Below are 24,244 nucleotides of genomic sequence, written 5' to 3' on the forward strand. Positions count from 1 at the left end.
CGTCCTCCCTAGCGCCCGGCCAGGCCGATCACGCAGTCGACCACGTCCTGGTTCGAGAAGGGCTTGGTGATGAACGCGCTCACGCCCAGCGATTCGGCGACCTTGCGGTCCTTCTCCTGACCCTTGGCGGTCAGCATCACGACCGGCAGGTCGCTGAGGCGGCTGTCGCCCCGGACCGCCTTGAGCACGTCGTAGCCGTCCCGCTTGGGCAGCATCAGGTCCAGGATCATCACGTCGGGCCGCAGGCCGCGCAGCGCCTCGATCGCGGCATCGCCGTCATAGACGGCGCGGGCGCGGCAGCCGGCGCGCTCGAGAATGAACGTCAGCAGCTCGACGATGTTCGGTTCGTCCTCGGCGATCAGGACCTCGGTCGCCACATCCTTTCCCTCCCGCTGATCCGGACGTTCTTGGCGCGCCCGGTTGGTTCCCTCGAAGTCTAGCGAACACGAAGTCGCGCCGGTACTCAATCCTCCCGCGCGCGGCCGGTACTCAATCCTCCCGCGCGCGCAGGACCGATTCCTCGCCGCGGTGGATGCAGGCGCGGCGAGGGCAGAGGCGGCAGGCCGGCCCGACCGCCGTCGCCATCTGCCGCTTCGCCAGATCCAGGCCGTCGCCGTAGACCGTGCGGTCGGCATAGACCACGTCGCAGGCCAGCATCACCGAGCGCAGGAACGGCTGTTCGTGGAACAGCCCCGGCTCGTGGCGGATGGTGCGGGCGACGAAAAGGTAGCGGCTGCCATTGGGAAACTCCGCCAGTTGCCGGATCACCCGGCCCGGCGTCTGGAAGACGCTGTAGAGCGGCCACAGCGAACAGCCATTGCCCGAGCGCGGGATCGGCAGGCCGGCGACGGGAAAGCGCTTGCTGATATGGCCCGAGGGATCGGCGCGGAAGAAGGCGAAGGGAATGCCCTCAGCATCCGGCCGGCGCAGCGAGACCAGGCGCTGGAAGACCTGCTCGACGCTGGCGGCGTAGCGCTGACGCAGCAGTTCCACGTCGTAGCGGAAGCGTTCGGCGTCCTCCAGGAAGGCGTCATAGGGCGCCAGCATGGCGGCCGCGGTGTAGGAGGTCAGCGCCTCGAAGGCGCGGGTCCGCGCCTCGTCGCTTGACAGCAGTTCGTCGCGCGCAGCCGCGGCCACGGCCGCCGCCTCCGACAGGCGCACCAGCAGCCGGGCAAGCTGGAAGCGGCGGGTCGAGGCCGGCGCGTTGTCGAGAAAGGTCAGCGTCCGGGCCCCGGCGTCATAGTGGCAGAGATTGCGGAAACGGCCGAGATCGGCCTCCAGCGCCGACTGGTGACGTATCCCGACGCCGAAGCGCTCCTCGAGATGGCCGGCCAGCGCGCCGTCCTCCAACGCGCCTTCGGGGCGGACGCGGCGGCGAAGGTCCGCCGCCAGGTCCTCCAGCGCCGGATAGTGGGACCGGTTCTGGATGATGAAGTCGTCGACCTCCTCGGCCGGCGAGAGCGAGCGCGGTCCCGCGCCGGCGGATCCGAAACGCTCGACCAGCTCCTGGGCGAGGGTGGAGAGTTCCCCGCTCTGGGAGAGTATGATGTCGACGAAACGCTGACGCTGGGTGGCGGTCAGATCGTCGACATTGGTAAGGATCTCGGAAGTGGAGCGAACCGCCGCCGCATGGTTCAGCACCTGATGCACCGCGCCGGCCAGCGCCGGATCCTGGGCCAGGCGGTCGCTCATCGCCGCGGCGTGCTGTTCGGCGTCGCGCCGGAGGCGCGCCAGGGCGAGCAGGGCGGAGGCCCAGTCCGGATGGCGGCTGACCAGCAGGTTGGCGCTGCCGGGATCGATGCGCAGGCCCGCCAGCGACGGGTCGGCCGCCAGCTCCCCGAGCCGCTCGATCAGGCGCCGCTCGGTGGTGCCCGTCAGGACGTCGAGCTGCAGTTCCAGGGCGTCCGCCAGCTTCTTCAGCAGACGGCCGCCGACCGCCCGCTTGTCGGCCTCGATCAGGTTCAGATAGGACGGCGAGATGCCGATGCGCTGGGCCAGCGCGACCTGCGTGACACCCAGCTCCTTGCGGCGCTGACGCACCCTGATCCCGACGGGTCCGGCCACCTGCATGACCCTGCTCCCCTGTTCCCGGCGCCTCCCCGCAGTCAATTCTTTACAGAACAGCGCCCCCTCTGTTGGTGAATTTTACAAAATTATTGAAGTTTTTCAATGACTAATTGCCGGAATTGACCCGGTGTTTTACGAATTGGTGGGTCTGGATGCGCAGATCCGGGCGACAAGAGCAAGTCGTTTCAAACGATATCCCCACGGGAGGGAACCCAATGAAGATCATCGACAAGAGCCTGTCGCGGCGCAGCCTGCTGAAGACCGGCACGGCGCTCGGCGCCGGCGCCATCGTGGCGCCGACGATTTTCTCCAGCCAAGCCTGGGCGGCCGGCTACACCAACGAACCGAAGGGCGGCACCGTGACCTTCGGCTTCAACGTGCCGCAGACGGGCGCCTATGCCGACGAGGGCGCGGACGAGCTGCGCGCCTACCAGCTGGCGGTCGAGCACATCAACGGCGAAGGCGACGGTGGCATGCTGAACACCTTCTCGTCGAAGGCGCTGCAGGGCAACGGCATCAACGGCAAGAAGGTCGTCTACGTCACCGGCGACACCCAGACCAAGTCGGACGCCGCCCGCGCATCGGCCAAGCGGATGATCGAGAAGGACGGCGCCATCATGATCACCGGCGGCTCCTCGTCGGGCGTGGCGATCGCCGTCCAGGGTCTCTGCCAGGACGCCGGCGTCATCTTCATGGCCGGCCTGACGCACTCCAACGACACCACCGGCAAGGACAAGCGCGCCAACGGCTTCCGCCACTTCTTCAACACCGAGATGTCGGGCGCCGCGCTCGGCCCGGTGCTGAAGAACAACTTCGGCACCGACCGCAGGGCCTACCACCTGACCGCCGACTATACCTGGGGCTGGTCGCAGGAAGGCTCGATCAAGAAGTACACCGAGCAGCTCGGCTGGGAGACGGTCGCGGCCGTCCGCACCCCGCTTGGCGCGGGCGACTTCTCGCAGTACATCACGCCGGTGCTGAACTCCGGCGCCGACGTGCTGGTGCTGAACCACTACGGCCGCGACATGGTCAACTCGCTGACCCAGGCGGTCCAGTTCGGCCTGCGCGACAAGCAGGTCAACGGCAAGGACTTCGCCATCGTCGTCCCGCTCTACAGCCGCCTGATGGCCCAGGGCGCGGGCGAGAACGTCAAGGGCATCTTCGGCTCGACGAACTGGCACTGGTCGCTGCAGGACGAGGGCTCGCAGGCCTTCGTCAAGTCCTTCGGCCAGAAGTACGGCTTCCCGCCGAGCCAGGCCGCGCACACCACCTACTGCCAGGCCATCCTCTACGCCGACGCCTGCCAGCGCGCCGGCTCCTTCCGGCCCTCCGAGGTCGGCAAGGCGCTCGAGGGCTTCGAGTTCGACGGTCTCGGCAACGGCCCGACGGAGTACCGCGCCGAGGATCACCAGTGCTTCAAGGACGTGCTGGTCGTGAAGGGCAAGGAGAACCCGTCGTCCAAGTTCGACGTTCTCGAGGTCGTCGAGGTCACGCCGCGCGCGCAGGTCGAATATCCGGCCAGCATGCTGGGCGGCGAGCTCGGCCCGTACAATGATGGCTCCGCCTAAGAAGAGCCTTCCTCCTCTCCAGAACTGGCAAGGTTGCTCCGGCGTTTCGCCGGAGCAACCTGCTCTTTCCGACCGAAGGGCCCACCGATGGACGTGATCCTGCTGCAGTTGCTGAACGGCCTGGACAAGGGCGGCGCCTACGCGTTGATCGCGCTGGGCCTGACCATCATCTTCGGCACGCTGGGCGTGGTGAACTTCGCCCATGGCGCGCTGTTCATGCTGGGCGCCTTCTGCGCAGTCAGCGTCAAGGCGCTGCTGGGCCTGGAGAAGGTCGCCCTGCACCCGACCGAGAAGACCGCATGGGGCTCGCCGGTGGAGATCCGCACGCCCTATGTCGAGGATCTGCTGGGCGATTTCGGCCTGCTGCTGCTCGACTACTCCGTACCCGCGTCGATCATCATCGCCATACCGATCATGCTGCTGATCGGCATCGCCATGGAACGCGGGCTGATCCGCTTCTTCTACAAGCGCCCGCACGCCGAACAGATCCTGGTCACCTTCGGCCTCGCCATCGTGCTGCAGGAAATCGTCAAGGCGCAGTTCGGCGCCAACCCGATACCTCAGCCGGCGCCGGACGCGGCCCAGGGCATGCTCGACTTCGGCGCCGCCATCGGCTTCGACGCCGGCAACGTGGTCTACCCCACCTGGCGTCTGGTCTACTTCCTGTTCTCGCTGGGCGTGATCGGGGCCGTGTTTGCCTTCCTGCAGTTCACCACCTTCGGCATGGTCGTCCGCGCCGGCATGGCCGACCGGGAGACCGTCGGCCTGCTGGGCATCGACATCGACCGCCGCTTCACCATCGTCTTCGGCATCGCGGCCATCGTCGCCGGGCTCGCCGGCGTCATGTACACGCCCATCCTCAGCCCCGACTATCACATGGGCATGGACTTCCTGGTCCTCAGCTTCGTGGTCGTCGTCGTGGGCGGCATGGGCTCGCTCCCCGGCGCGGTCACCGCCGGCTTCGTACTGGGTATCCTGCAGTCCTTCGCCTCGATGAACGAGGTCAAGAACATCCTGCCCGGGATCGACCAGATCATCATCTACCTGATCGCCGTCGTGATCCTTCTTGTCCGTCCACGCGGCCTGATGGGCCGCAAGGGCGTCATGGAGGGCTGAGCCAATGACTACCGTCACCGAGAGCTCGCCCCGCGGCGACCTGATCCTGCTGATCTGCTTTTCCGCATTCGTGCTGGCGGGGCCGATCATCCTGCAGCCCTTCGGCGCCGGCTATCCGGACCTGCTGCAGAAGTTCGCGATCTACGGCCTGTTCGCGATGGGCTTCAACATCCTGTTCGGCCTGACCGGCTATCTCTCCTTCGGTCACGCCGCCTTTCTGGGCGTCGGCTCCTACACCGCGGTCTGGACCTTCAAGCTGCTCAGTATGAACCCGATTCCGGCGATCATCCTCGCCACCCTGCTGGGCGGCGCCTTCGCGGCGCTGATCGGCTACATCTCGCTCAGGCGGTCCGGCATCTACTTCTCCATCCTGACGCTGGCCTTCGCGCAGATGTGCTACAACCTGGCGTATTCGGTGCTGACGCCGATCACCAACGGCGAGACGGGACTGCAGCTCACCCAGTCCGACCCGCGCGTGCTCGATGTCGCCTTCGGCCGCGACTACGGCGCGGTGCTGCCGTCCTCGGACCTCTTCGGCATCGACATGACCGGCTATCCGGGTTTCTACTTCTGCGGCGTCATCCTGATCATCTGCTTCTACATCTCGATGCGGATCTTCCGCTCGCCCTTCGGCATGATGCTGCGCGCGGTCAAGTCCAACCAGAACCGCATGAACTACACCGGCCTGAACACCCGGCCCTACGCGCTGACCGCCTTCGTGATCTCCGGCATGTACGCCGGCCTGGCCGGCGGGCTGCTGGCGGTCACCGACCCGCTTGCGGGCGCCGAGCGCATGCAGTGGACGGCCTCCGGCGAGGTCGTGCTGATGACCATCCTGGGCGGCTCGGGCACGCTGCTCGGCCCGGTCCTGGGCGCAGGCCTCATCAAGTATTTCGAGAACATCTTCTCGGCCTTCAACGACCAGATCCTGGCGGCCGTCTTCGGTTTCCTGCCCGACGGCCTCCGGGACGTCATGGTCTCACTCTCCGCCCTGTTCGTCGGCGAGGGCTGGCACCTGACCCTGGGCGTGCTGTTCATGGTGATCGTGATCTTCCTGCCCGGCGGCCTGATGGAAGGTTTCTCGCGGCTGCGCCGGCTGATCGTGACGCGCACGGGCCGGAACGGCGACGCCGCCGCGCCGCAAGCCGCCGAATAGGGAGCGGCAGCGATGAGCATTCTCAAGGTCACGGACGTCAATAAGTCCTTCGCCGGGCTGAAGGCCCTGGACGCGGTCAACCTGGAAGTCGAGGCGGGCAAGGTCCACGCCATCATCGGCCCCAACGGCGCCGGCAAGTCGACGCTGCTCAACTGCTTCGTCGGCCGGCTGATGCCGGATACGGGTTCGGTGGACTTCGACGGCACCTCGCTGCTCGGCATCAAGCCGCACCAGATCAACCAGGCCGGCGTGGCGCGCGTGTTCCAGACGCCCGAGCTGTTCACCGAGATGTCGGTGCTGGAGAACGTGATGATTCCGGCCTTCGCGAAGTTCGACGGCGCCTTCCGCATCAACGCCTGGGGTTCCATCCGGGGCCGCGCGGAAATCCGCGACAGGGCGGAGGGCGTGCTGGCCGATATCGGGCTGATCGACCACAAGGACGAGATCGTCGCCAGCCTTTCGCGGGGCGACAAGCGCCGGGTGGAAATGGCGATGTGTCTGGTGCAGGAGCCGAAGCTGCTGCTGCTGGACGAACCGACCGCCGGCATGTCGCGCGCGGACACGAACAATACCGTCGAACTGCTGCAGAAGGTCGGTACCCACATCACCAAGGTGGTCATCGAGCACGACATGCACGTGGTCTTCAGCCTTGCCGACCGCATCAGCGTGATGGCCCAGGGCACGGTGATCGCCGAGGGCCGGCCCGAGGAAATCAGGGGCAATCCGAAGGTACAGGAAGCCTATCTGGGAGGATCGCACCATTGAGCGCGACTGAAACCAACGCCCAGCGGCCCGCCGCGGCGCCGGAACGCGCCTATTTCTCCTGCCGGAATCTGGAGGGCTATTACGGCGAGAGCTACATCGTCCAGAAGGTCAGCTTCGACATCCGCGAAGGCGAAGTGCTGGCGCTGCTGGGCCGCAATGGGGCCGGCAAGACCTCGACGCTGCGCACCATCGCGCGCCTCGACAATCCGCAGCTCGTCAGCGGCGAGATCTGGCTCGAGGACAAGGCGCTGCACCGGATGCGGGCCTATCAGGCCTCGCGCTTCGGCGTCGGCCTGGTGCCGGAGGACCGGCGCATCATCGCCGGCCTCACCGTCGAGGAGAATCTGAAGCTGGCGCAGATCGCCGAGCCCGCCGGGTGGTCGCTTGAGCGGATCTACGGACATTTCCCCCGCCTCGCCGAGCGCCGCCGCCAGGAAGCCGTGACCCTCTCGGGCGGCGAGCAGCAGATGCTGGCCGTGGCCCGCGCCCTGGCGCGCGAGGTCAAGCTGCTGCTGCTGGACGAGCCCTATGAGGGACTGGCGCCGGTGATCGTTCAGGAGATCGAGAAGATCGTGGCCGAGATCAAGGAACTGGGCATCACCACCATCATCGTCGAGCAGAACGCGGTCGCCGCGCTGGAACTGGCCGACCGCGCCATCATCCTGGACATGGGCCAGGTCGCCTATGCCGGCACCGCCGCGGAGGTTCTCGACAACGCGGAGCTCAGGCAGGAATACCTGGCCATCTGATCGGAGGTCGTCATGCCGGCGCGGAAACCGCAAGCCGAAGCGCGGGCCGCCAGCCTGGAGGACGATTTCGTCACTCCACTGACCACGATCCGCGGTCTGCTGGAGATCCTGCGCGACTGCCCCGACCTGCCGCCCTCGGAGCGACGGCGCTTCGTCGACATGGCGCTGACCGACTGCGCGCGCCTGGACCGCGGCATCGAGCGGTTGCTGGAAGAGGATTGATTCCGGAGCGTGGACACGCCGCGTGAGGACGGTCCGGACAGCGGCGCGCCGCTCAGAACAGGCGGGTCATGCGGAAGAAGGCCAGGAACCAGGCCACGGCCGCCGCCAGAAGGGTCGCCAGCACGAAGAGCGACCAGACGACCCAGGCGGCCGGATCGAACAGCAGGATGCCGCACCATAGGACCAACACCAGAAGCGCAACCAGAAGCGTGGATTCGGTCTCGACATAGCCGAGCACGAAAAGCTGGTACAGGAGCACGGCGATCAGCGCCCCGCCGGTGAGCAGCATCGCGCGGCGGAGCGGCGACACCGTGCCCATCCTCCAGGCGAGGATCATCAGCGCAAGCGGGGTGGCGACGAGCAGCAGGGCGGCGAACTTTTCCATGTCTTCGGCAGGCTAGGGTGTTCCGGTGTTTGATTGAACCGCTCAAAATTGTCGCCATCGAACCCCGGATCACGTCCGAGGCAGGCTTGATCCGAGGGCCTGGGCGCCCGGCCGCGCCACGACACAGGTCCTAGGGTCTAGCCCGAGGACGTCAACAGAATCCGATTGATCTAGAGAACCCGGTCCGGCGGCACGTCGAGGCGCACCGTGGTGCCGACGCCGACAGCGCTGTCGATGTCCAGCGCGATCCTGTGCAGGTCGCAGAACTTGCGCGCCAGCGGCAGCCCCAGGCCGTAGCCCTGGTTCTCCTTCGAGGAAACCTGACTGGCGCGGGCGAAGGGGCGGAAGATGCGCTCCATGTCCTCCTCGGGAATGCCGACGCCGTCGTCGGCCACCGTGATCGCCATGCGCGCGCCGTCCGTCCGGCCGGCCCCGATCCGGATCTCGCCGCCGTCCTCGCTGTATTGCACGGCGTTGGAGATCAGGTTGATGAAGATCTGGCGCAGCATCCGCGCGTCCGCCCGCACCCGGGGCAGATCCCGGGGCACGGCGACACGCACGGTCTTGCGCTCGCGCCGGGCGCGCGGCTCCAGCATGCGCACCGCGCCGTCGAGTTCGGCGGCGACGTCGACGGCCTCCTCGTGCAGTTCGACGACGCCGGCCTCGATTCTGGACAGGTCGAGGATCTCGTTAATCAGCGCCAGCAGGTGCTGGCCGCTGACATGGATGTCCCGGGCGTAGTCGACATAGCGTTGCTGTCCGACCGGGCCGAACATCTCGCCGCCTATCAGCTCTGCGAAGCCGATGATGGCGTTCAGCGGCGTGCGCAGTTCGTGGCTCATGTTCCAAAGGAACTCGGACTTGGCGCGGTTGGCCGCCTCGGCCGCCTCGCGCGCCGCGATCAGATCAGCCTGGGCGCGCTTGCGTTCGGTGACGTCCTGGATGGTGACGTTGAACAGCCAGTGCCCGTCGAGCTTCAGCTTGGAGATCGAGGCCTCGGCCGGAAATTCGGCGCCGTCGCGCCTGAGCCCGATGATCTCGCCGCGCAGGTTCATCGGGCGGCTGACGATGTCGGAGTGCGCAAATTCGGCCATGCGCTTCTCGTGAAGATCGCGGAACCGCTCGGGCATCAGCCGTTCCACCCGCTGGCCCAGCATCTCCTCTTCCGCATAGCCGAACAGCCGCTGCGCGCCCTTGTTGAAGATCCGGATGCGGCTCTGTTCGTCGACCGACATGATCGCCTCCGGTGCGATGTCGAGGATGCCGGCCAGGCGTTGTTCCGTGCGCTCGAGCTCACGCCACGCCGTCTTCCTTTCCGTGACATCGTAGATCGTGGCAAGAACCGCCAGACGTCCCTCCCACTCGATGACGCGGGCGCGGTTCTCCACCCAGATCATGGTCCCGTCTCGGCGCTTCGCCCGCAGTTCGTAGTTTTCCGGCGCGTCCTCCCCCTTCAGCCGCGCCTGCCGGTAGGCTTCCAGACGAGGTATCTCGTCCGGCCAGAAGAGCTCGTGCACCGAATCCAGCTCGAGCAGTTCGTTGCAGCGCTCGTATCCCAGAATCTCGGCAATCTTCGGATTGGCGAAGACGATCCTGCCTTCGACATGAACCATGACGCCCTGGAGCGAACCTTCGACGATATCCCGGAACCGCCGGTCGCTCTCTGCGACGCGACGCTCCATCTCGACCAGATGCGAGATCTCCCGCCCAACGCCGCGATAGCCGACGAACTCGCCCGCGCGGTTCAAGACGGGCTTGCCGTCGACGCTGAAGTGCGCCAGGCCGCCTTCCTTGTTCCGCCGCGAATAGCGGAAGTCGCGAATGGTTTCGCGGTTGTCCAGTGCCCTGCGGTGCTTCAGCCAGAAAGCGGAGTCCGGCGCTTCGACAATACCGGGCACCTCCCAGCGGCGGAGACCGACAAACTCGTCGACACGCAACAGCGTGTGTTCGTCCACCGGATTGCCGACATAGACGAAGCGGTGGTCCGCATCCGTCTCCCAGTACCAGTCCGCGAACGCCTCCATGACGTCGGCAAAGCGCCGTTCGATCGCCTCGATGCGGCGGAGCTGTTCGCGGTCCTGAAGCACCCGATGAATCAGAACGAACCCGCCCGCGGCCATGACCGTGACCTCGACCTCGATCCGGATCGCCGCCGATTCGAACTGTATCCTCCCCTCGCCGGCGTCATCGGGTTCCGGGAAGCAGGTCCGGCGAAAGGCCCCGGCATCACCCACAAGGCCCAGGCGGTGGACATGGTCCGCCAGGTTCTGCGCCATCGCGGCGTAGTCGAGGCCGACCAGCATGAGGTGGCGGGGGAGCGCGTGAATCTCGCGGAAGCGGTCGTTCGCGAAAGCGATGCTGCCGTTTTGCCCGACCACGAGAAGGCCCGGTTCAGCCGCGCCCACGTCGGTCCGATCCCGTCCGATATGATCGAAAAAGTCCAAGTTCCAGCCGCCCGGCAGTTGATCCACGACCATGCACGACGCAACGGGAGATGACGGAGGATTCTCCCGTCAATGTTGAGTTCGTCTCTTAACTGACGACATCCGGGTTAAGAAAGGACTTAACCCGCACCGGCCTCTCACGCTGTCGTGATCGGCCGCGCCGCGGCCGGGCCGTGGCCGTAGCTAGAAGAACGCCATGGTGCGGATCTCGATGCTCTGCCGGGGCTTGCGGTCCGGCGGCGAGTTCGGGTCGTCGAAGGCGCTGTGGCCCATGAAGCGCGCCCGGCCGTCGGTCTCGCTGTCATAGGTCTTCAGCAGCAGCGCCTGGTCCGGCGCCATACCCGGAAAGTAGCGCCAGCGGTGGCCGGAGGAGTGGCGCAGCGTGTAGATCTCGCCGTCGCGGTCGCGATATTTGAGGTGCATTACCAGGAAGTCGTCGTCGGGCACGCTCCGCGCATCGCACAGCCCCAGCGGGAACTCCTCGACCGGATCGTAGAGGGGCTTCCAGACATTGTAGAACGCCACGCGCCGCGCCAGCAGCGCGTCGGCTTCGCCGCCCATGATGTCGCGCACACGCTGCGGGCCCGAGCGGGGGGTGAAGTCGCAGTGCGCGAGGAACACCACAGGGCGCTGCACCTCGGTCTGCGTGCGGATATCCTGGGAGCGCTTGCGGCGCAGCGTGTGGTCGAAGACCACCACCTGCCGCGCGCCGGTATGGCGCTTCACGAAGTCGACGGCCTGCGGGTAGAACGCGTCGCGTACCGTCTCGTCATTCTCGAAGGCGTCGAAGCCGCCCTCGAAGGGATGGACCTCGAAGCCCTCCACGTCGGCGGACAGCCGGTCCGCCTGCGGCCAGGCGTCCTCGACGAGGACGCTTCGGCGGTCCTGGCCCGCGGGACGGAAATTCTCCCGCACCTCCGGCTCGTAGAAGTAGTAGCCGATGGGCCCGCCAGCCTCGCTGGAGTAGTTCATCACCGTCTCGACTGTCGCGGCCTCCCCGGCCACCGTCGCGGTTCCGTGCGTTTCGGTCATCTGCTCTCCGGCCTCCCCTGCCGTTGCGCGCCCGTCCTAGCACGGCGCCGCCGGCCGTGCACGCCCGCGCCTAGTCGTCCCGGGTGGTCCAGACCGGCAGCACCGAGCCTCTCAGATCCGCGGCGATCACATCGGGCGCCCGCGCCGGCGTCTCGGCGGCATGCAGTGGCGTGATGCCGAAGCCCTCCAGCAGCAGGCGCAGATAGCCGATCTTGATGGCGAAGTTGACCTGCTCGACATCGCCGCCCTTCAGATGGGAGACGGAGACGGCAACGACATTGCCGTGGCGGTCGACCACAGGGCCGCCGCTGCTGCCGGGCTGGGTCGCCGCCGAATGCTGCAGCCGGGTCGGGTCGCCCTTGTCGCCGTTCTGGCCGTTCACCACGCCCGTGGTGACCTTCATCTTCTCGCCCAGCCGGCGCGCCAGGGGATAGCCCAGTACCGTCACTTCGGCCCCGTCAGGATAGGCCGGGCCGGCCGCCAGCGGCAGCGGCGGGCCGAGAATGTCCGGATTCTCGACCTCCAGCACGGCCAGGTCCATGCGCTCGTCGGCGATGACCACGCGGGCCGGCCGCCAGGGACCCTCACGGAAGCCGACGCGGATCTCGGCGGCGTCCTTGATGACGTGGAAATTCGTGACCACGTGGCCCTCGGCGGTCGCCACCCAGCCGGTGCCGTTGTGCAGCGGCTCCCGGTCGAAGTCGATCCGCGGTCCCAGCCGGACATAGCGCACCGCGCCCTCGGGCCCGTTCAGGGCGACCAGGTTCTCGCGCTCGACGCGCCAGACGATATCGGCGCGGGCGCGGTCGTCGCGGAACAGCGGCCCGCTGGCCAGGTCTTCCTCCAGCAGTTCCATCTCGAACTTGATCTCGCCGGTGCGCCAGGCCCCGTTCTTCGGGGCCTCCAGCACCATGGCGTGGTAGATCCGGCCCGGGGCCTCCAGGTTGCGGTAGATGCCGACCAGCACCTGGCCGTCATGGCGGCGCCAGACACCCTCGACCGGATCGGGCGGGCGGCGGCGGATGAATTTCTCGAACACGTCGGCACGCCGCGGCACGGTGCGCTCGGCCTCCACGATCTCGGCGCGGTCGCTCAGAACCTCCGGCCAGATCACGGAGACGACGGGGACATGCCGGCGGGCGGCCTCCTGCTGCAGCGCCGCGTCCAGTTCGGCGGCGAGGGCGTCGCGGGCGGCGTCGCCGGCGCCCCCGGCGCCCAGCATCTCCACATGAAAGGTCACGCCGCCCTGACGGCCGAAGGAGGCGCGCAGAAGCCGCGGCTCCACCAGGCCGAGCATGAAGGCGCCCTCCGGCGTGACGTGGGTGAAACGGACGACCTGCCGGATCCGGTCGTGCTGTTGGTCGGCGACACGGTAGCGCAGCACCTCGGCGGCCAGTTCCGCAGCCTCGGCGAGGGTCAGCGCCCAGGCCTTCGCCACCATGTCCCCGGGCTGGACGGGCGGCGCGGCGGCGTCCTCCGGCGGCTTCTCGACGGCATGGGCCTGGATGGGCGGGACGAGGGCGAGAATGATCGCGGACAGGATCACACGCGGAAAGCGGAACATGGCCGGGCACTCGAGAGGACTTCGGGTCGGCACCGATCCTAGCACGGGGCCCGGCTCCGGCGTGTGACGGATTTAACGCTTCTGCATGACCGCGCGGTGCGCCGGCGGGTCAGTGCGACCGCGCCGCCCTGACGATCTCGCCCACCAGTTCGCGTTCGGCGATCGGCTTGGCGACATAGCCGTCCATACCCATGGCCAGATAGCGCTCGCGGTCGCCCATCATCGCGTCGGCGGTGAGCGCCAGCACCGGCACCTTGCGCCAGGGCGCGTCCGCCTGGCGGATCCGGCTGATCGTCTCAGGCCCGTCCATGACCGGCATGTGCACATCCAGCAGGACGATGTCGAAGGTCTGGGCCGAAAGCCGGTCCAGCGCCTCCTGGCCGTTGCCGGCCTCCGTCACCGCACAGCCATAGGGCTCGAGATAGAGGCTGGCGACCTTGCGGTTGACCAGATGATCGTCGACCAGCAGCACGCGCAGGCCGCGGCAGCGTTCCGGGTCGATGGGCTGGCCCGTCTCGTCGACCATGCCCATCTCCTGCAGCGGCCGGGAGGGGATGACGGGGTCGGCGCGGAAGCTGAGCCGGAAGGTCGAACCCCGGCCCGGCGTGCTCTCGGCGACACAGTCGCCGCCCATCATCCGCGCCAGGCGGCGGGTGATGGAGAGACCGAGGCCGGTGCCGCCATGCTTGCGGGAGGTGGACGAGTCGGCCTGGGTGAAGGGATGGAACAGACGCGCCAGCGTCTCTTCTTCCATGCCGCAGCCACTGTCGCTGACCTCTATCTGGATCATCGGCTCGCCGTCGTCGCCCGTTTCCGTGGTGACGACGATCTGGATCCGGCCCTTCTGGGTGAACTTGATGGCATTGGAAATCAGGTTGTTGGCGCACTGGCGCACGCGCACGGGATCGAACACGACGCGCTTCGGCAGGTCGGCGTCCAGCATCAGCGACAGGGTCAGGCCCTTCTCGTCGGCGCCCGGCTGCCAGAGGCGGCGCAGGCCGCGCATGACATCGCCCAGGTCGCCGTCGCGCGGATCGATGTCCAGCCGGCCGGCCTCGATCTTGGAGAGGTCGAGAACGTCGTTCAGCAGGTCCATCAGCATCTGGCCCGACTCGGCGATGGTCTCCGCCTGACGCTTCTGATCGGGCGGCAGGTTCGCCTTGCACAGCATCTGGGACATGCCGAGGATGCCGTTCAGCGGCGTGCGGATCTCGTGGCTGATATTGGCGAGGAAGGCGGACTTGGTCTCGTTGGCGGCCTCGGCGGCCCTGCGCGCCTCCTCCAGTTCCTTCTCGCGCGCCCGGAGTTCGGTGATGTCGACGGAGATGGCGACGCGGCGGCCTTCACTCATCTCCCGGAAGCGGGTGCGCACGATGCGGCCGTTCTGGGTCTCCAGGTCGACCGTCTCGCCCGCCTCGAGGGTTTCGGTGAGGCGGCGTACCATCCTCTCCGCCTTTTCCTCGGGAATGTCCGGACGGGTTTCCCGGATGCCGCGGCGGTTGGCTTCCAGGAAGGTGCCGCCCTTCGACAGGGTGTCGAAGGCAATGGGGAAGCGGTTGAGAGACTCCCGGTTCACGACCAGAGGCCGGAAGTCCTTGTCGTATAGGGCGAAGCCGTCCGGCATGCAGTCCAGCGCCTCGAGCAGGACCGGCACCATACGCGCCAGCTTGTCGGCATCATTGTACATTTCGGGGTCCATCGTCCGTGTGGGCCATGGACGAAAGCTAGGATACCGACCTTAAATATTTCTGAATTGTGACGCCCGGACGGGCAGTTGCCCGGAATGCCGGCGCGCGCCGCCCGCTTTTCGTGCATCGGCCCTGCCGCGCAGGGCGCTCAGTCGGCCGCCTGGCCGTGGTCGGCCGCCTCGATCTCCCTGAGCTTGCGGTAGAGCGTAGAGCGGCCGATCTCCAGCCGCCGGGCGACCTCCGACATCTGGCCGCCATAGCGGTCGATGGCGTTGCGGATGATGTCGAGTTCCACCTCGGCCAGCGGCCGTGCATGGCCCTGCGCATCCAGCAGGCCGACGCGGTCCGGCTGGGCGGCGAACGTGATACCGATGTCGGCGCCGGTTTCGGCGTCGGCGGTCCGGCGCGGCCGATGTCCGGCGCCGGTCAGCTGCGGGAAGTCGTCCAGCGTCAGCATCTCGCTCTCCGCCAGCACGATGGCGCGGAAGATGGTGTTCTCCAGCTGACGGACATTGCCGGGCCAGTCATGGCTTTCCAGCAGTTCCATGGCTTCCGGCGCGACGCCCCGGATCGGCTTGTTCTCGCTCGCCGCGAAGGTGCGGGTGAAGTGCTCGACCAGCAGGGGGATGTCGCCGACCCGGTCGCGGAGCGGGGGAATCAGGATCGGATAGACGTTGAGGCGGTAATAGAGATCCTCGCGGAAGCCGCCTTCGCGCACCATCTCCGCCAGATCCCGGTTGGTGGCGGAGATCAGCCGGATGTCGACCTTGACCGGGCTGGCGGCGCCGACGGGATCGACCTCGCCCTGCTGCAGGGCGCGGAGCAGCTTGACCTGCATGTCGAGCTTGAGTTCGCCGATCTCGTCGAGAAACAGCGTACCGCCGGAGGCTTCCTGGAACTTGCCCATATTCCGGTGCGTCGCGCCGGTGAAGGAGCCCTTCTCGTGGCCGAACAGCACGCTCTCCACCAGGTTCTCCGGGATCGCGCCGCAGTTGACGGTGACGAAGGGCCGGCGCGCGCGTTCGCTGGAGCCCTGGATGGCGCGAGCGACCAGCTCCTTGCCGACGCCCGATTCACCCTCGATCAGGATGGGGATGGTGGAGGCGGCGGCGCGCTTCGACAGGTCGATGACCGATGTCATCGCCGGGCTCCGCGCCACCAGGTCGTCGAATCCGAGCTCGCCGGATATCTTGCGGGTCAGCCGCGAGATCTCGCCGGTCAGCGTCTTCAGCTTCAGCGAGTTCTCCAGCGTGACCCGGATACGTTCGGGCGAGGCGGGCTTGACCAGAAAGTCGGAGGCGCCGGCGCGCATCGCCTTGACCACCGTGTCGACGCCGCCATGGGCTGTCAGGACGACGACGGGCAGGTCGGGATGCTGCGGCCGGACCCGCTCCAGCACCTCAAGGCCGTCGATCTCCGGCATCGCCAGATCCAGCAGCACCACGTCAATGTCGCCTCGGCGGCCCTGAGTCAGGCGTTTCAGCGCCTCGGCGCCGCCGGTCGCCTTCTCGACCCGGAACTCCGCCTTCGCCACGACGCTCTCAAGCAGCCGCAACTGGGTCGGATCATCGTCGACGATCAGTACGGTCTTCGCCATGCCGCTCCCCGGACCATGCCATTCTGGGACAGGCTAGCATCGATACACCGCTGTATCAATCTGACACATCGCCGGGCGACCATTGAACGCGCCGGTTCCTGATGCATGGCGCCCGCGCGCACTCTATGTTCCGGGAAATGCCGGGCGGCGATGCCGAGACGCCGGCCGGAGACCCCACACGGATCACGGAGGACACGCCCCATGGCGGTCGATCCATCCAGCATGAGCTGGGAAGACAAGGTCAGGATGATGGCGGAGACCAGCGAAGGGCAATTCCGCGCGCTGGGCCTGTCGCTGGTCGAGGCCTCGAAGGAGCGGGTCACGGTGAAGCTGCCCTGGCAGGAGAAGCTGATCGGCGATCCGAAGGAACGGGTGCTGCATGGCGGCGCCATCACCACGCTGATCGATTCCGCCTGCGGCTACGCGCTGTTCACTCATCTGCGCGAACTGGCCGATATCGCCACGCTGGACCTGCGCATCGATTACCTGAAGCCCGCGGCGCCGGAAAGGGACGTCTTCGCCACCGGCGAGGTCTATCGCATGACCCGCTCCATCGCCTTCATCCGGGCCAGCGCCTACCAGGCGGAAGGCGATCCCATCGCCAACGCCGTCGCCACCTTCATGCTGGGGGCGAACGCCCCGAAATACGCCGCACGGGAGAAGACAGAATGAGCATCGCCGACGCCGTGGCCCGCGCCCGCGAGACCGGAGAGTATCAGGATGTGCTGGAATCGATCCCCTACATGGCCTTTCTCGGCCTGACGGTGGATCACGACGAGAACGGCCCCATCGTGCGCATGCCGGGCAGCGACCACATCATCGGCAACCCCGTGCTGCCGGCGATCCATGGCGGCGTGGTCGGCGCCTTTCTGGAATCGGCGGCCATCATCCACCTGATCTGGGCCCATGAAAGCCGGCAGGTGCCGAAGATCATCAACCTGACGGTCGAGTACCTGCGTTCGGCGCGGGTGGTGGAAACCTTCGCCCAGGCGACCATCACCAAGCATGGCCGGCGGATCGCCAATGTCCGCATCGAGGCCTGGCAGGCCGACCGCGCCAAGCCGGTGGCGGCGGCCCACGCCCACTTCCTGCTGCCCGCCGAGGAGGATTGACACCATGCGCCTGGTGGTCGAACCGCGCCCCGAATGGCGGCGCTTTCCGGCAGTCGACATGGCCGGCATGCAGCAACTGGAGGATACCCTGCCGCATATCCGGTCGCTGGGCATCCGCATCATGTCGCTGGACGGGCCGGTCGCGGTCTCGCGCCTGCCCTATGCCGACCGGCTGGTGGGCGATCCCGACACCGGGGTCCTGCACGGCGGCGCCATCACCACGCAGATCGACAATCTCTGCGCCGTGGCCATGCACTCGGCCATCGGCCACTACGTGCCCTGCGTGACCATCGATCTCAGGGTCGAGTATCTCAAGCCGGCGACGCCCGGCCACGACGTGATCGCGAAGGCCGAATGCCGCCGCATCACCCGCCAGGTCGCCTTCATTTCCGCCGTCGCCTATCACGACGAGAACGATCCCATTGCCTTGGCAAGCTGCACGTACATGCTGTTGCCGGAGCGGGAAAGCTCCATGTATGAAACCGGAGGAAACCAATGAACGAGATGTCCGCGCTGCCCGCATGGGATTTGCGGGATCTCTACCAGGGCGTCGACGATCCTGCCATCGACGCGGACTTCGGCTGGTGCGAGGCCGAGGCCGACCGGCTGCGCGCCGACCTCAACGGCCGCATCGCCGATGCCGCCGGCGATGCCCTGGCCGAGGGCATCGCGCGCTACGAGGCGCTGCAGGACCGCTTCGGGCGGCTGATGGCGTTCTCCTTCCTCAACTACTGCACCGACATGCAGGACGGCGCCCGGGTGCGCTTCTTCCAGGCGACGCAGGAGAAGGTGAACCGGATCACGGCGAAACTCCTGTTCTTCTCCATCGAGATCAATCACCTGGAGGAAGACGACCTGCAGGCGCGCATGGCCGCGTCGCCCGCCCTGGCCCACTACGGTCCCTGGCTGCGCGACCTCAGGACCATGCGCAAGCACGTGCTCTCCGACGAACTGGAGCGCCTGTTCCACGAGAAATCCATCACCGCCTACAGCGCCTGGACGCGGCTGTTCGACCAGACCATGGCCGGGCTGGTCTTCACTGTCGGCGGCAAGGAGATGCCGTCGCAGGACGCCATCAACCTGCTTTCCAACCGCGACCGCAAGGTCCGCCAGGAAGCCGCCGCGGAAATCTCCCGCGTGCTGGGCGACAACGTCCGGCTGTTCGCCCTGATCACCAACACTCTGATCCGCGACAAGCAGACCGAGGACGAATGGCGCGGCATCGCGCAGCCCGAATACGGCCGCCACATGATGAACCAGGTGGAGCCGGAAGTGGTCGACGCGCTGCGCGACGCCGTCTTCGACAGTTTTCCGCGGCTCTCGCACCGCTACTACGCGCTGAAGGCGAAGTGGCTGGGTCTGGAGAAGCTGGAGCATCACGACCGCAACGCGCCGCTGCCCGACAATGACGACGCGCAGATCCCGTGGAACGAGGCGGTGGAGACCGTGCTCCACGCCTATGACCGCTTCTCCGGCGGACTGGCCGACGTGGCCCGGAGCTTCTTCGACAAGCCCTGGATCGACGCCGCGCCGAAGGCGGGCAAGTCGCCCGGCGCTTTCGCCCATCCGGTGGTGCCGAGCGCGCATCCCTATCTGCTGATGAACTATCAGGGGAAGGTCCGGGACGTCATGACCCTGGCCCACGAACTGGGCCATGGCTGCCATCAGGTGCTGGCGGCGAAGCAGGGGCCGCTGATGTGCGACACCCCGCTGACGCTGGCGGAGACCGCATCCGTGTTCGGCGAGATGCTGACCTTCCAGTCCATGCTGGCCGGCGCGGAGACCCCGGAGCGGCGGCGGTTGATGCTGGCCTCCAAGGTCGAGGACATGATCAACACCGTGGTGCGCCAGACCGCCTTCTACGAATTCGAGCGCAGGCTGCACCACAAGCGCCGCGAGGGCGAACTGGCGCCGGAGGAGATCGGCGGGATCTGGCTGGACGTGCAGCGCGAGAGCCTGGGCCCCGTCTTCGACCTGGGCGACGATTACGGCGTCTACTGGGCCTATATCCCGCATTTCGTGCACACGCCGTTCTACGTCTACGCCTACGCTTTCGGCGACTGCCTGGTGAACGCGCTCTACCAGACCTACCAGGCCGAACCGGAAGGCTTCCAGGAGAAGTACCTGGAAATGCTCTCGGCCGGGGGCACGCTGCGCCACCGCGACCTGCTGCAGCCCTTCGGCCTGGACGCCAGCGACCCGCAGTTCTGGCAGCGTGGTCTCACGCTGATCGAAGGCTTCATCGACGAGCTGGAGGCAATGCAGGGGCCCGTCCCGGCTACCTGATAGTACGCTTGCGTACCATCGGGCGGCTCGCCATACTGCCGCCCGCTCCGAGCAGACCCTGGGGAGGGGACGTGACCGAGGAAAGCGACGTGGTGAAGACCGGCCGTGATGGGCCGGTCTTCCGCATCACCATCAATCGGCCGGACCGGCGCAATGCGCTGAACGACCATGTCACCGGCGGCATCGCGGCGGCGCTGAAGGCCGCACAGGCCGACGATGAGGTCCGCGCCATCGTGCTGACGGGCGCGGGCGACAAGGTCTTCTGCGCCGGCGGCGATCTCTCGCCCCAGCCGGACGGCAGCCCGTTCAAGACGGACCCGGCCCGGCCGCAGCTCAAGCTGACCGAGATGTTCGAGGCCTTCGAAGCCTGTACCCTGCCGATCATCGCCCGGGTCAACGGCCATGCCCTGGGCGGCGGCTTCGGCCTGGTCTGCGTCTGCGACCTCGCCGTCGGCGTGAAGGGCGCCAGGCTGGGAACGCCGGAAGTCGGCGTCGGCCTGTTTCCCATGACCATCCTGCCCTACATGCTGCGCGTCCTGCCGCGCCGGAAGGCGCTGGAACTGTGCATGCGCGGCGTGCCGTGGAGCGCCGAGAAGGCCTATGAGGAGGGGCTGCTGAACGCGGTGGCCGATCCCGGCGACCTCGACGCCGTGCTCGACGCCTTCCTCTCCGACATCACCAGCCGCTCGCCCACCGCCATCCGGCTGGGCAAGCTGGCCTATCACGCCATCCAGGACATGCCGATCCGCGAGGCGCAGCAGTACACCCAGCTGATGCTGCCGATCATGGCCGGCACCGAGGACGGCAAGGAAGGCTTCGCCGCCTTCCAGCAGAAGCGCGAACCCGACTGGCCCAACAAATGATCAAGCGACTCCTGATCGCCAATCGCGGCGAGATCGCCCAGCGCATCCAGCGCACGGCCAAACGCCTCGGCATCGAGACCGTCGCCGTCCATCATCCCGTCGACGCCGGCGCACCGTGGATGGCGCTGTCGGACCGGACCGTCGAACTGCAGGGCACCCCGCCGGTCCAGGCCTATCTGGACATGGACCAGATCATCGCCGCGGCGAAACAGAGCGGCGCGGACGCCATCCACCCCGGCTTCGGCTTCCTGTCGGAGAACGCCCGCTTCGCCCGCGCCGTCAAGGACGCCGGCCTGATCTGGGTCGGGCCGGACGCGGACGCGATCGAACTGATGGGCGACAAGCAGAAGGCCCGCGCCTTCGCCGAGAAGCATGGCGTCCCGCTGGCCCCTTCCGCCGAGGCCGACGATCCGTCGAAGCTGGCCGAGGCGGCGGCGAAGATCGGCACGCCGCTGCTGATCAAGGCGGCGGCCGGCGGCGGCGGCAAGGGCATGCGCATCGTCCGCGAGGACGCCGAGCTGAAGCAGGCCATCGAATCCGCGATTTCCGAGGCCGAGCGCGCCTTCGGCGACGGCCGCGTCTACGCCGAGCGCTATGTCGACCATCCGCGCCATGTCGAGGTGCAGGTGCTGGGCGACGGCAAGAAGGCGATCCACCTCGGCACCCGCGACTGCTCGATCCAGCGCCGTTTCCAGAAGATCGTCGAGGAAGCGCCGGCCCCCGCCCTGCCCGACGGGCTGTTGCGGGAGATCGAGGCAACGGCGGTGAAGCTCGCGGAAGCCTGCAATTACCGCAATGCCGGCACGGTGGAGTTCATCGTGGCGCCCGACGGCGCCTTCTACTTCCTGGAGATGAACACCCGCCTGCAGGTGGAGCATCCGGTAACCGAGGAGATCACCGGCGTCGACCTGGTGGCGGAACAACTCGCCATCGCCGCGGGCGGGGAACTCAGGTTCTCCCAGGCCGATATCCGCTTCGAGGGCCATTCGGTCGAGGTCCGTATCTATGCCGAGGACGCCGACGCCGGCTTCCTGCCGGCGGCCGGAACCCTGCTCCTGCTGGAGCCGCCGGCGGGCGTGCGCTGGGAGAGCGGAATCGAGACCGGCGGCGAGGTTACCGCCGACTTCGATCCGATGATCGCCAAGCTGGTCGTCTCCGGCCCGACGCGGGAGGCTGCGGTCCGCGCCTGCGCGCAGGCTGTCGGCAAACTGACGGCGCTGGGCGTCACCACCAACCAGTTCTTCCTGAAGCGGGTGCTGGAGCATCCGGCCTTCATGGCCGCCGAAGTCCATACCGGCTTCATCGACGAGCACGGCGAAGCTCTCGCCCTTGCCCCGCTGGCCCCGGAGACGCGGGACCGGCTGGCGCTGCGCGCGCTGGCCGCATGCGCCGGGCCGACGGCGGCGCCGGAACGCGCGCTTCCGATCCAGGAAGCCGCCGGCGACTGGAGGAACTGACGATGCGGCGGATGGCAGTTGTGGACGGCGAAATGCTGGACGTGGTCGCGCGGATTTCCGGCGCGGGCGCCGAGGCGTCGGCCCATGGCCGGATCGACATGCGGCCCGTCCCCCCGGCGCCGCTGGCTGAGACGCCGGAGGTCCGGGCGATCGCCCGCGCGGGCGACCGGGTCTTCTTCAAGCTGGCCGACCGGGTCGTCGAGGTGGAGGTGCGCGATCCCGACCGCACGGCGATGGAGGCCGGCGGCGCCGAGGTGGTCACGGCGGCCATGCCGGGCACGGTTGTCTCGCTGTCCTGCGCCGCGGGCGACACCGTGAGCGAGGGGCAGACGCTGATGGTGATCGAATCCATGAAGCTGCAGACCACCATCATCGCGACCCATGACGGCACGATCGGCGAGGTCCATGTCGAGCAGGGCGGCACCTTCAACAAGGGCGCGCCGCTCGTCACCTTTGCCGCGGAGGAGGAGGAATGAACCGTATCCAGAGCCGCGTCTCCACCGCCTCGGACGACTACAAGCGCTTCCGCGCCCACAACGAGAAGATGATCGCCGAGTTCCGCGAGGCGCAAGACGCCGCCCGGTTCCAGCGGCCCCAGCGCGATATCGACCGGCTGACGCGCCAGAGCAAGATGACGGCGCGGGAGCGGATCGACCTGCTGCTCGATCCGGGCACGCCGTTCCTCGAGCTCTCCACGCTGGCCGCCAACCAGGCCTATGACGGCGGCGCGCCGGGCGCAGGCCAGGTGGTCGGCATCGGCACGGTCTCGGGCCGCGAGGTCATCATCCGCGCCGACGATCCCTCGGTGAAAGGCGGCGCCTGGTATCCGCTGTCGATCAAGAAGATCGTCCGCTGCCTCGACATCGCCATCGAGAACCGCCTGCCCGTGGTCCATCTCTGCGACTCGGCGGGCGGCTTCCTGCCGCTGCAGTCGACGCTGTTCGCCGACCGCTATTACGCCGGTCGCATCTTCCGCAACCAGTCGACGCTCTCGAAGCTCGCCTGCAAGCAGCTCGCTCTCGTCTTCGGCCACTGCACCGCAGGCGGCGCCTACATCCCGGCGTTGAGCGACTATTCGATCATGGTGCGCGGCAATGGCGGCGTCTTCCTGGGCGGACCGCCGCTGGTCAAGGCGGCGACCGGCGAGGAGCACACGGCCGACGAGATCGGCGGCGCGGACCTGCACACCCAGATTTCCGGCACGGTCGACTTCGCCGCCGACGACGAGCGCCACGCCATCGATCTCGGCCGGGAAATCGTCGCCCAGTGGGAGCGCGCGCCGAAGACGCCGATCCAGCGCCAGGACTTCGAGGAACCGTACTACGACCCCGACGAGCTGCTGGGCGTCATCCCCGACGACGTGAAGATCCAGTTCGACATGCGCGAGGTCATCGCTCGGCTCGTCGACGGCAGCCGCTTCCTGGAATACCAGCCCGACTACGGCACCACCCTGGTCGCGGGCTTCGCCCATATCTGGGGCTACAAGGTCGGCATCCTCGGCAACAACGGCGTGCTGTTCAACGACTCGACCCTGAAGGCCACGCACTTCATGGAGCTCTGCAACCAGAACAACACGCCGCTGGTCTTCCTGCAGAACATCACCGGCTTCATGGTGGGCCGCGACTACGAGATGGCCGGCATCACCAAGGACGGCGCCAAGATGATCATGGTGCAGACCAACTCCAAGGTGCCGAAGTTCACCGTGATGACCAACGGCAGCTTCGGCGCCGGCAATTACGGCATGTGCGGGCGCGCCTTCGATCCGCGCTTCCTGTTCTCATGGCCCAACCACCGCATCTCGGTCATGGGCGAGGAGCAGGCGGCCAAGACCCTGGCTGAAATCAAGATCGCCCAGCTCAAGCGCCTGGGCGAGGATCCGGACCAGAAGGAGATCGACGAGATCTTCGAAAGCGTCGCCCGCGACTATCGCCAGCAGGCCAGCGCCTGGTGGTCGACGTCCGAGATCTGGGACGACGGCATGATCGATCCGCGCGACACCCGCAACGCGCTGGGACTGGCGATCCAGGCGAGCCTCAACGCGCCCTTCGGCACCGACGGCTACGGAGTGCTGCGGCTCTAGTTGCTGCAGAGGGAACTCGACCCCCGCCCCTGCCTCCGAGATATCCACTCCCGTCCCGGGGCTTGACCCCGGGACCCAGAATACGCGGTTCCG

General features: G+C 67.4%; 22 protein-coding genes. 14 read left to right on the top strand and 8 right to left on the bottom strand.

Features of this window, described 5'->3' with window-relative positions; all coding sequences use genetic code 11:
• Nucleotides 1-8: 8 nt before the first annotated feature.
• Nucleotides 9-377 carry a two-component system response regulator gene (locus TEF_21520; protein ID ANK83089.1) on the bottom strand — a complete coding sequence of 123 codons (369 nt, stop codon included), beginning with the start codon at nucleotides 375-377 and terminating at the stop codon, nucleotides 9-11.
• A 112-nt stretch (nucleotides 378-489) separates the two neighbouring features.
• Entirely contained in the window at nucleotides 490-2,070 is a 1,581-nt protein-coding gene (locus TEF_21525; protein ANK83090.1) for a hypothetical protein, read from the bottom strand.
• Between the two features lie 212 nt (nucleotides 2,071-2,282).
• Between TEF_21525 and TEF_21530 the strand changes: the two genes are divergently transcribed.
• The 6 genes from TEF_21530 (at nucleotide 2,283) to TEF_21555 (ending at nucleotide 7,643) form a co-directional block, all read left to right on the top strand.
• A complete protein-coding gene (locus TEF_21530) occupies nucleotides 2,283-3,635 on the top strand; it encodes a branched-chain amino acid ABC transporter substrate-binding protein (protein ANK83091.1) in 1,353 nt (450 codons plus the stop codon).
• 87 nt (nucleotides 3,636-3,722) lie between these two features.
• Nucleotides 3,723-4,751, top strand: a complete 1,029-nt coding sequence (locus tag TEF_21535; GenBank protein ANK83092.1) for an ABC transporter permease — start codon at nucleotides 3,723-3,725, stop codon at nucleotides 4,749-4,751.
• 4 nt (nucleotides 4,752-4,755) lie between these two features.
• The gene (locus TEF_21540; GenBank protein ID ANK83093.1) at nucleotides 4,756-5,907 is read left to right on the top strand and encodes an ABC transporter permease; all 1,152 of its coding nucleotides are present in this window, start codon (nucleotides 4,756-4,758) and stop codon (nucleotides 5,905-5,907) included.
• 12 nt (nucleotides 5,908-5,919) lie between these two features.
• Complete coding sequence (locus tag TEF_21545; protein ID ANK83094.1) at nucleotides 5,920-6,672, top strand: ABC transporter ATP-binding protein; 753 nt, start codon at nucleotides 5,920-5,922, stop codon at nucleotides 6,670-6,672.
• Nucleotides 6,660-7,421: an ABC transporter ATP-binding protein gene (locus tag TEF_21550; protein ANK83660.1), complete on the top strand. Its 762-nt coding sequence runs from the start codon at nucleotides 6,660-6,662 to the stop codon at nucleotides 7,419-7,421. The genes TEF_21545 and TEF_21550 overlap by 13 nt, the downstream gene beginning before the upstream one ends.
• A 12-nt stretch (nucleotides 7,422-7,433) precedes the next feature.
• Nucleotides 7,434-7,643 carry a hypothetical protein gene (locus TEF_21555; GenBank protein ANK83095.1) on the top strand — a complete coding sequence of 70 codons (210 nt, stop codon included), beginning with the start codon at nucleotides 7,434-7,436 and terminating at the stop codon, nucleotides 7,641-7,643.
• 52 nt (nucleotides 7,644-7,695) lie between these two features.
• On the opposite strand, the gene TEF_21560 is transcribed toward TEF_21555, so the two are convergent.
• The 6 genes from TEF_21560 to TEF_21585 all read right to left on the bottom strand — a co-directional run bounded on the left by TEF_21560 (nucleotide 7,696) and on the right by TEF_21585 (nucleotide 16,353).
• Nucleotides 7,696-8,028, bottom strand: coding sequence for a hypothetical protein (locus TEF_21560; protein ID ANK83096.1), 333 nt, complete (start codon nucleotides 8,026-8,028; stop codon nucleotides 7,696-7,698).
• 170 nt (nucleotides 8,029-8,198) lie between these two features.
• Nucleotides 8,199-10,505: a hypothetical protein gene (locus tag TEF_21565; protein ID ANK83097.1), complete on the bottom strand. Its 2,307-nt coding sequence runs from the start codon at nucleotides 10,503-10,505 to the stop codon at nucleotides 8,199-8,201.
• A gap of 150 nt (nucleotides 10,506-10,655) precedes the next feature.
• Nucleotides 10,656-11,387, bottom strand: coding sequence for a hypothetical protein (locus tag TEF_21570; protein ID ANK83661.1), 732 nt, complete (start codon nucleotides 11,385-11,387; stop codon nucleotides 10,656-10,658).
• A gap of 187 nt (nucleotides 11,388-11,574) precedes the next feature.
• Nucleotides 11,575-13,068, bottom strand: coding sequence for a hypothetical protein (locus TEF_21575; protein ID ANK83098.1), 1,494 nt, complete (start codon nucleotides 13,066-13,068; stop codon nucleotides 11,575-11,577).
• A 109-nt stretch (nucleotides 13,069-13,177) separates the two neighbouring features.
• Nucleotides 13,178-14,767: a hypothetical protein gene (locus tag TEF_21580; protein ID ANK83099.1), complete on the bottom strand. Its 1,590-nt coding sequence runs from the start codon at nucleotides 14,765-14,767 to the stop codon at nucleotides 13,178-13,180.
• A 137-nt stretch (nucleotides 14,768-14,904) separates the two neighbouring features.
• A complete protein-coding gene (locus TEF_21585; protein ID ANK83100.1) occupies nucleotides 14,905-16,353 on the bottom strand; it encodes a sigma-54-dependent Fis family transcriptional regulator in 1,449 nt (482 codons plus the stop codon).
• A 201-nt stretch (nucleotides 16,354-16,554) separates the two neighbouring features.
• On the opposite strand from TEF_21585, the gene TEF_21590 reads away from it, so the two are divergent.
• The 8 genes from TEF_21590 (at nucleotide 16,555) to TEF_21625 (ending at nucleotide 24,151) form a co-directional block, all read left to right on the top strand.
• Entirely contained in the window at nucleotides 16,555-17,025 is a 471-nt protein-coding gene (locus TEF_21590) for a hypothetical protein (GenBank protein ID ANK83101.1), read from the top strand.
• A complete protein-coding gene (locus TEF_21595) occupies nucleotides 17,022-17,465 on the top strand; it encodes a hypothetical protein (protein ID ANK83102.1) in 444 nt (147 codons plus the stop codon). The genes TEF_21590 and TEF_21595 overlap by 4 nt, the downstream gene beginning before the upstream one ends.
• A 58-nt stretch (nucleotides 17,466-17,523) precedes the next feature.
• Nucleotides 17,524-17,964 carry a hypothetical protein gene (locus TEF_21600; protein ID ANK83662.1) on the top strand — a complete coding sequence of 147 codons (441 nt, stop codon included), beginning with the start codon at nucleotides 17,524-17,526 and terminating at the stop codon, nucleotides 17,962-17,964.
• Nucleotides 17,961-19,751 carry an oligoendopeptidase F gene (locus TEF_21605; protein ID ANK83103.1) on the top strand — a complete coding sequence of 597 codons (1,791 nt, stop codon included), beginning with the start codon at nucleotides 17,961-17,963 and terminating at the stop codon, nucleotides 19,749-19,751. The genes TEF_21600 and TEF_21605 overlap by 4 nt, the downstream gene beginning before the upstream one ends.
• Before the next feature lie 71 nt (nucleotides 19,752-19,822).
• Nucleotides 19,823-20,614, top strand: coding sequence for a hypothetical protein (locus TEF_21610; GenBank protein ANK83104.1), 792 nt, complete (start codon nucleotides 19,823-19,825; stop codon nucleotides 20,612-20,614).
• On the top strand, nucleotides 20,611-22,071 hold the full coding sequence (locus TEF_21615) for a biotin carboxylase (protein ID ANK83105.1): 1,461 nt from the start codon (nucleotides 20,611-20,613) through the stop codon (nucleotides 22,069-22,071). The genes TEF_21610 and TEF_21615 overlap by 4 nt, the downstream gene beginning before the upstream one ends.
• Before the next feature lie 98 nt (nucleotides 22,072-22,169).
• On the top strand, nucleotides 22,170-22,547 hold the full coding sequence (locus TEF_21620) for a hypothetical protein (protein ID ANK83663.1): 378 nt from the start codon (nucleotides 22,170-22,172) through the stop codon (nucleotides 22,545-22,547).
• On the top strand, nucleotides 22,544-24,151 hold the full coding sequence (locus TEF_21625) for a methylcrotonoyl-CoA carboxylase (GenBank protein ID ANK83106.1): 1,608 nt from the start codon (nucleotides 22,544-22,546) through the stop codon (nucleotides 24,149-24,151). Before TEF_21620 ends, TEF_21625 begins: the two co-directional genes overlap by 4 nt.
• Nucleotides 24,152-24,244 lie beyond the last annotated feature (93 nt).

It is taken from the genome of Rhizobiales bacterium NRL2 (assembly GCA_001664005.1).
Classification (GTDB): domain Bacteria; phylum Pseudomonadota; class Alphaproteobacteria; order Minwuiales; family Minwuiaceae; genus Minwuia.

What these genes read in the sequence shown, in the direction of transcription:
- TEF_21540 (ANK83093.1), top strand. Translation starts at nt 4,756, where the DNA reads ATGACTACCGTCACCGAGAGCTCGCCCCGCGGCGACCTGATCCTGCTG.
- TEF_21530 (ANK83091.1), top strand. Translation starts at nt 2,283, where the DNA reads ATGAAGATCATCGACAAGAGCCTGTCGCGGCGCAGCCTGCTGAAGACC.
- TEF_21560 (ANK83096.1), bottom strand. Translation starts at nt 8,028, where the DNA reads ATGGAAAAGTTCGCCGCCCTGCTGCTCGTCGCCACCCCGCTTGCGCTG.
- TEF_21620 (ANK83663.1), top strand. Translation starts at nt 22,170, where the DNA reads ATGCGGCCCGTCCCCCCGGCGCCGCTGGCTGAGACGCCGGAGGTCCGG.
- TEF_21565 (ANK83097.1), bottom strand. Translation starts at nt 10,505, where the DNA reads ATGGTCGTGGATCAACTGCCGGGCGGCTGGAACTTGGACTTTTTCGAT.
- TEF_21605 (ANK83103.1), top strand. Translation starts at nt 17,961, where the DNA reads ATGAACGAGATGTCCGCGCTGCCCGCATGGGATTTGCGGGATCTCTAC.
- TEF_21595 (ANK83102.1), top strand. Translation starts at nt 17,022, where the DNA reads ATGAGCATCGCCGACGCCGTGGCCCGCGCCCGCGAGACCGGAGAGTAT.
- TEF_21625 (ANK83106.1), top strand. Translation starts at nt 22,544, where the DNA reads ATGAACCGTATCCAGAGCCGCGTCTCCACCGCCTCGGACGACTACAAG.
- TEF_21525 (ANK83090.1), bottom strand. Translation starts at nt 2,070, where the DNA reads ATGCAGGTGGCCGGACCCGTCGGGATCAGGGTGCGTCAGCGCCGCAAG.
- TEF_21585 (ANK83100.1), bottom strand. Translation starts at nt 16,353, where the DNA reads ATGGCGAAGACCGTACTGATCGTCGACGATGATCCGACCCAGTTGCGG.
- TEF_21590 (ANK83101.1), top strand. Translation starts at nt 16,555, where the DNA reads ATGGCGGTCGATCCATCCAGCATGAGCTGGGAAGACAAGGTCAGGATG.
- TEF_21615 (ANK83105.1), top strand. Translation starts at nt 20,611, where the DNA reads ATGATCAAGCGACTCCTGATCGCCAATCGCGGCGAGATCGCCCAGCGC.
- TEF_21545 (ANK83094.1), top strand. Translation starts at nt 5,920, where the DNA reads ATGAGCATTCTCAAGGTCACGGACGTCAATAAGTCCTTCGCCGGGCTG.
- TEF_21575 (ANK83098.1), bottom strand. Translation starts at nt 13,068, where the DNA reads ATGTTCCGCTTTCCGCGTGTGATCCTGTCCGCGATCATTCTCGCCCTC.
- TEF_21600 (ANK83662.1), top strand. Translation starts at nt 17,524, where the DNA reads ATGGCCGGCATGCAGCAACTGGAGGATACCCTGCCGCATATCCGGTCG.
- TEF_21535 (ANK83092.1), top strand. Translation starts at nt 3,723, where the DNA reads ATGGACGTGATCCTGCTGCAGTTGCTGAACGGCCTGGACAAGGGCGGC.
- TEF_21555 (ANK83095.1), top strand. Translation starts at nt 7,434, where the DNA reads ATGCCGGCGCGGAAACCGCAAGCCGAAGCGCGGGCCGCCAGCCTGGAG.
- TEF_21580 (ANK83099.1), bottom strand. Translation starts at nt 14,767, where the DNA reads ATGGACCCCGAAATGTACAATGATGCCGACAAGCTGGCGCGTATGGTG.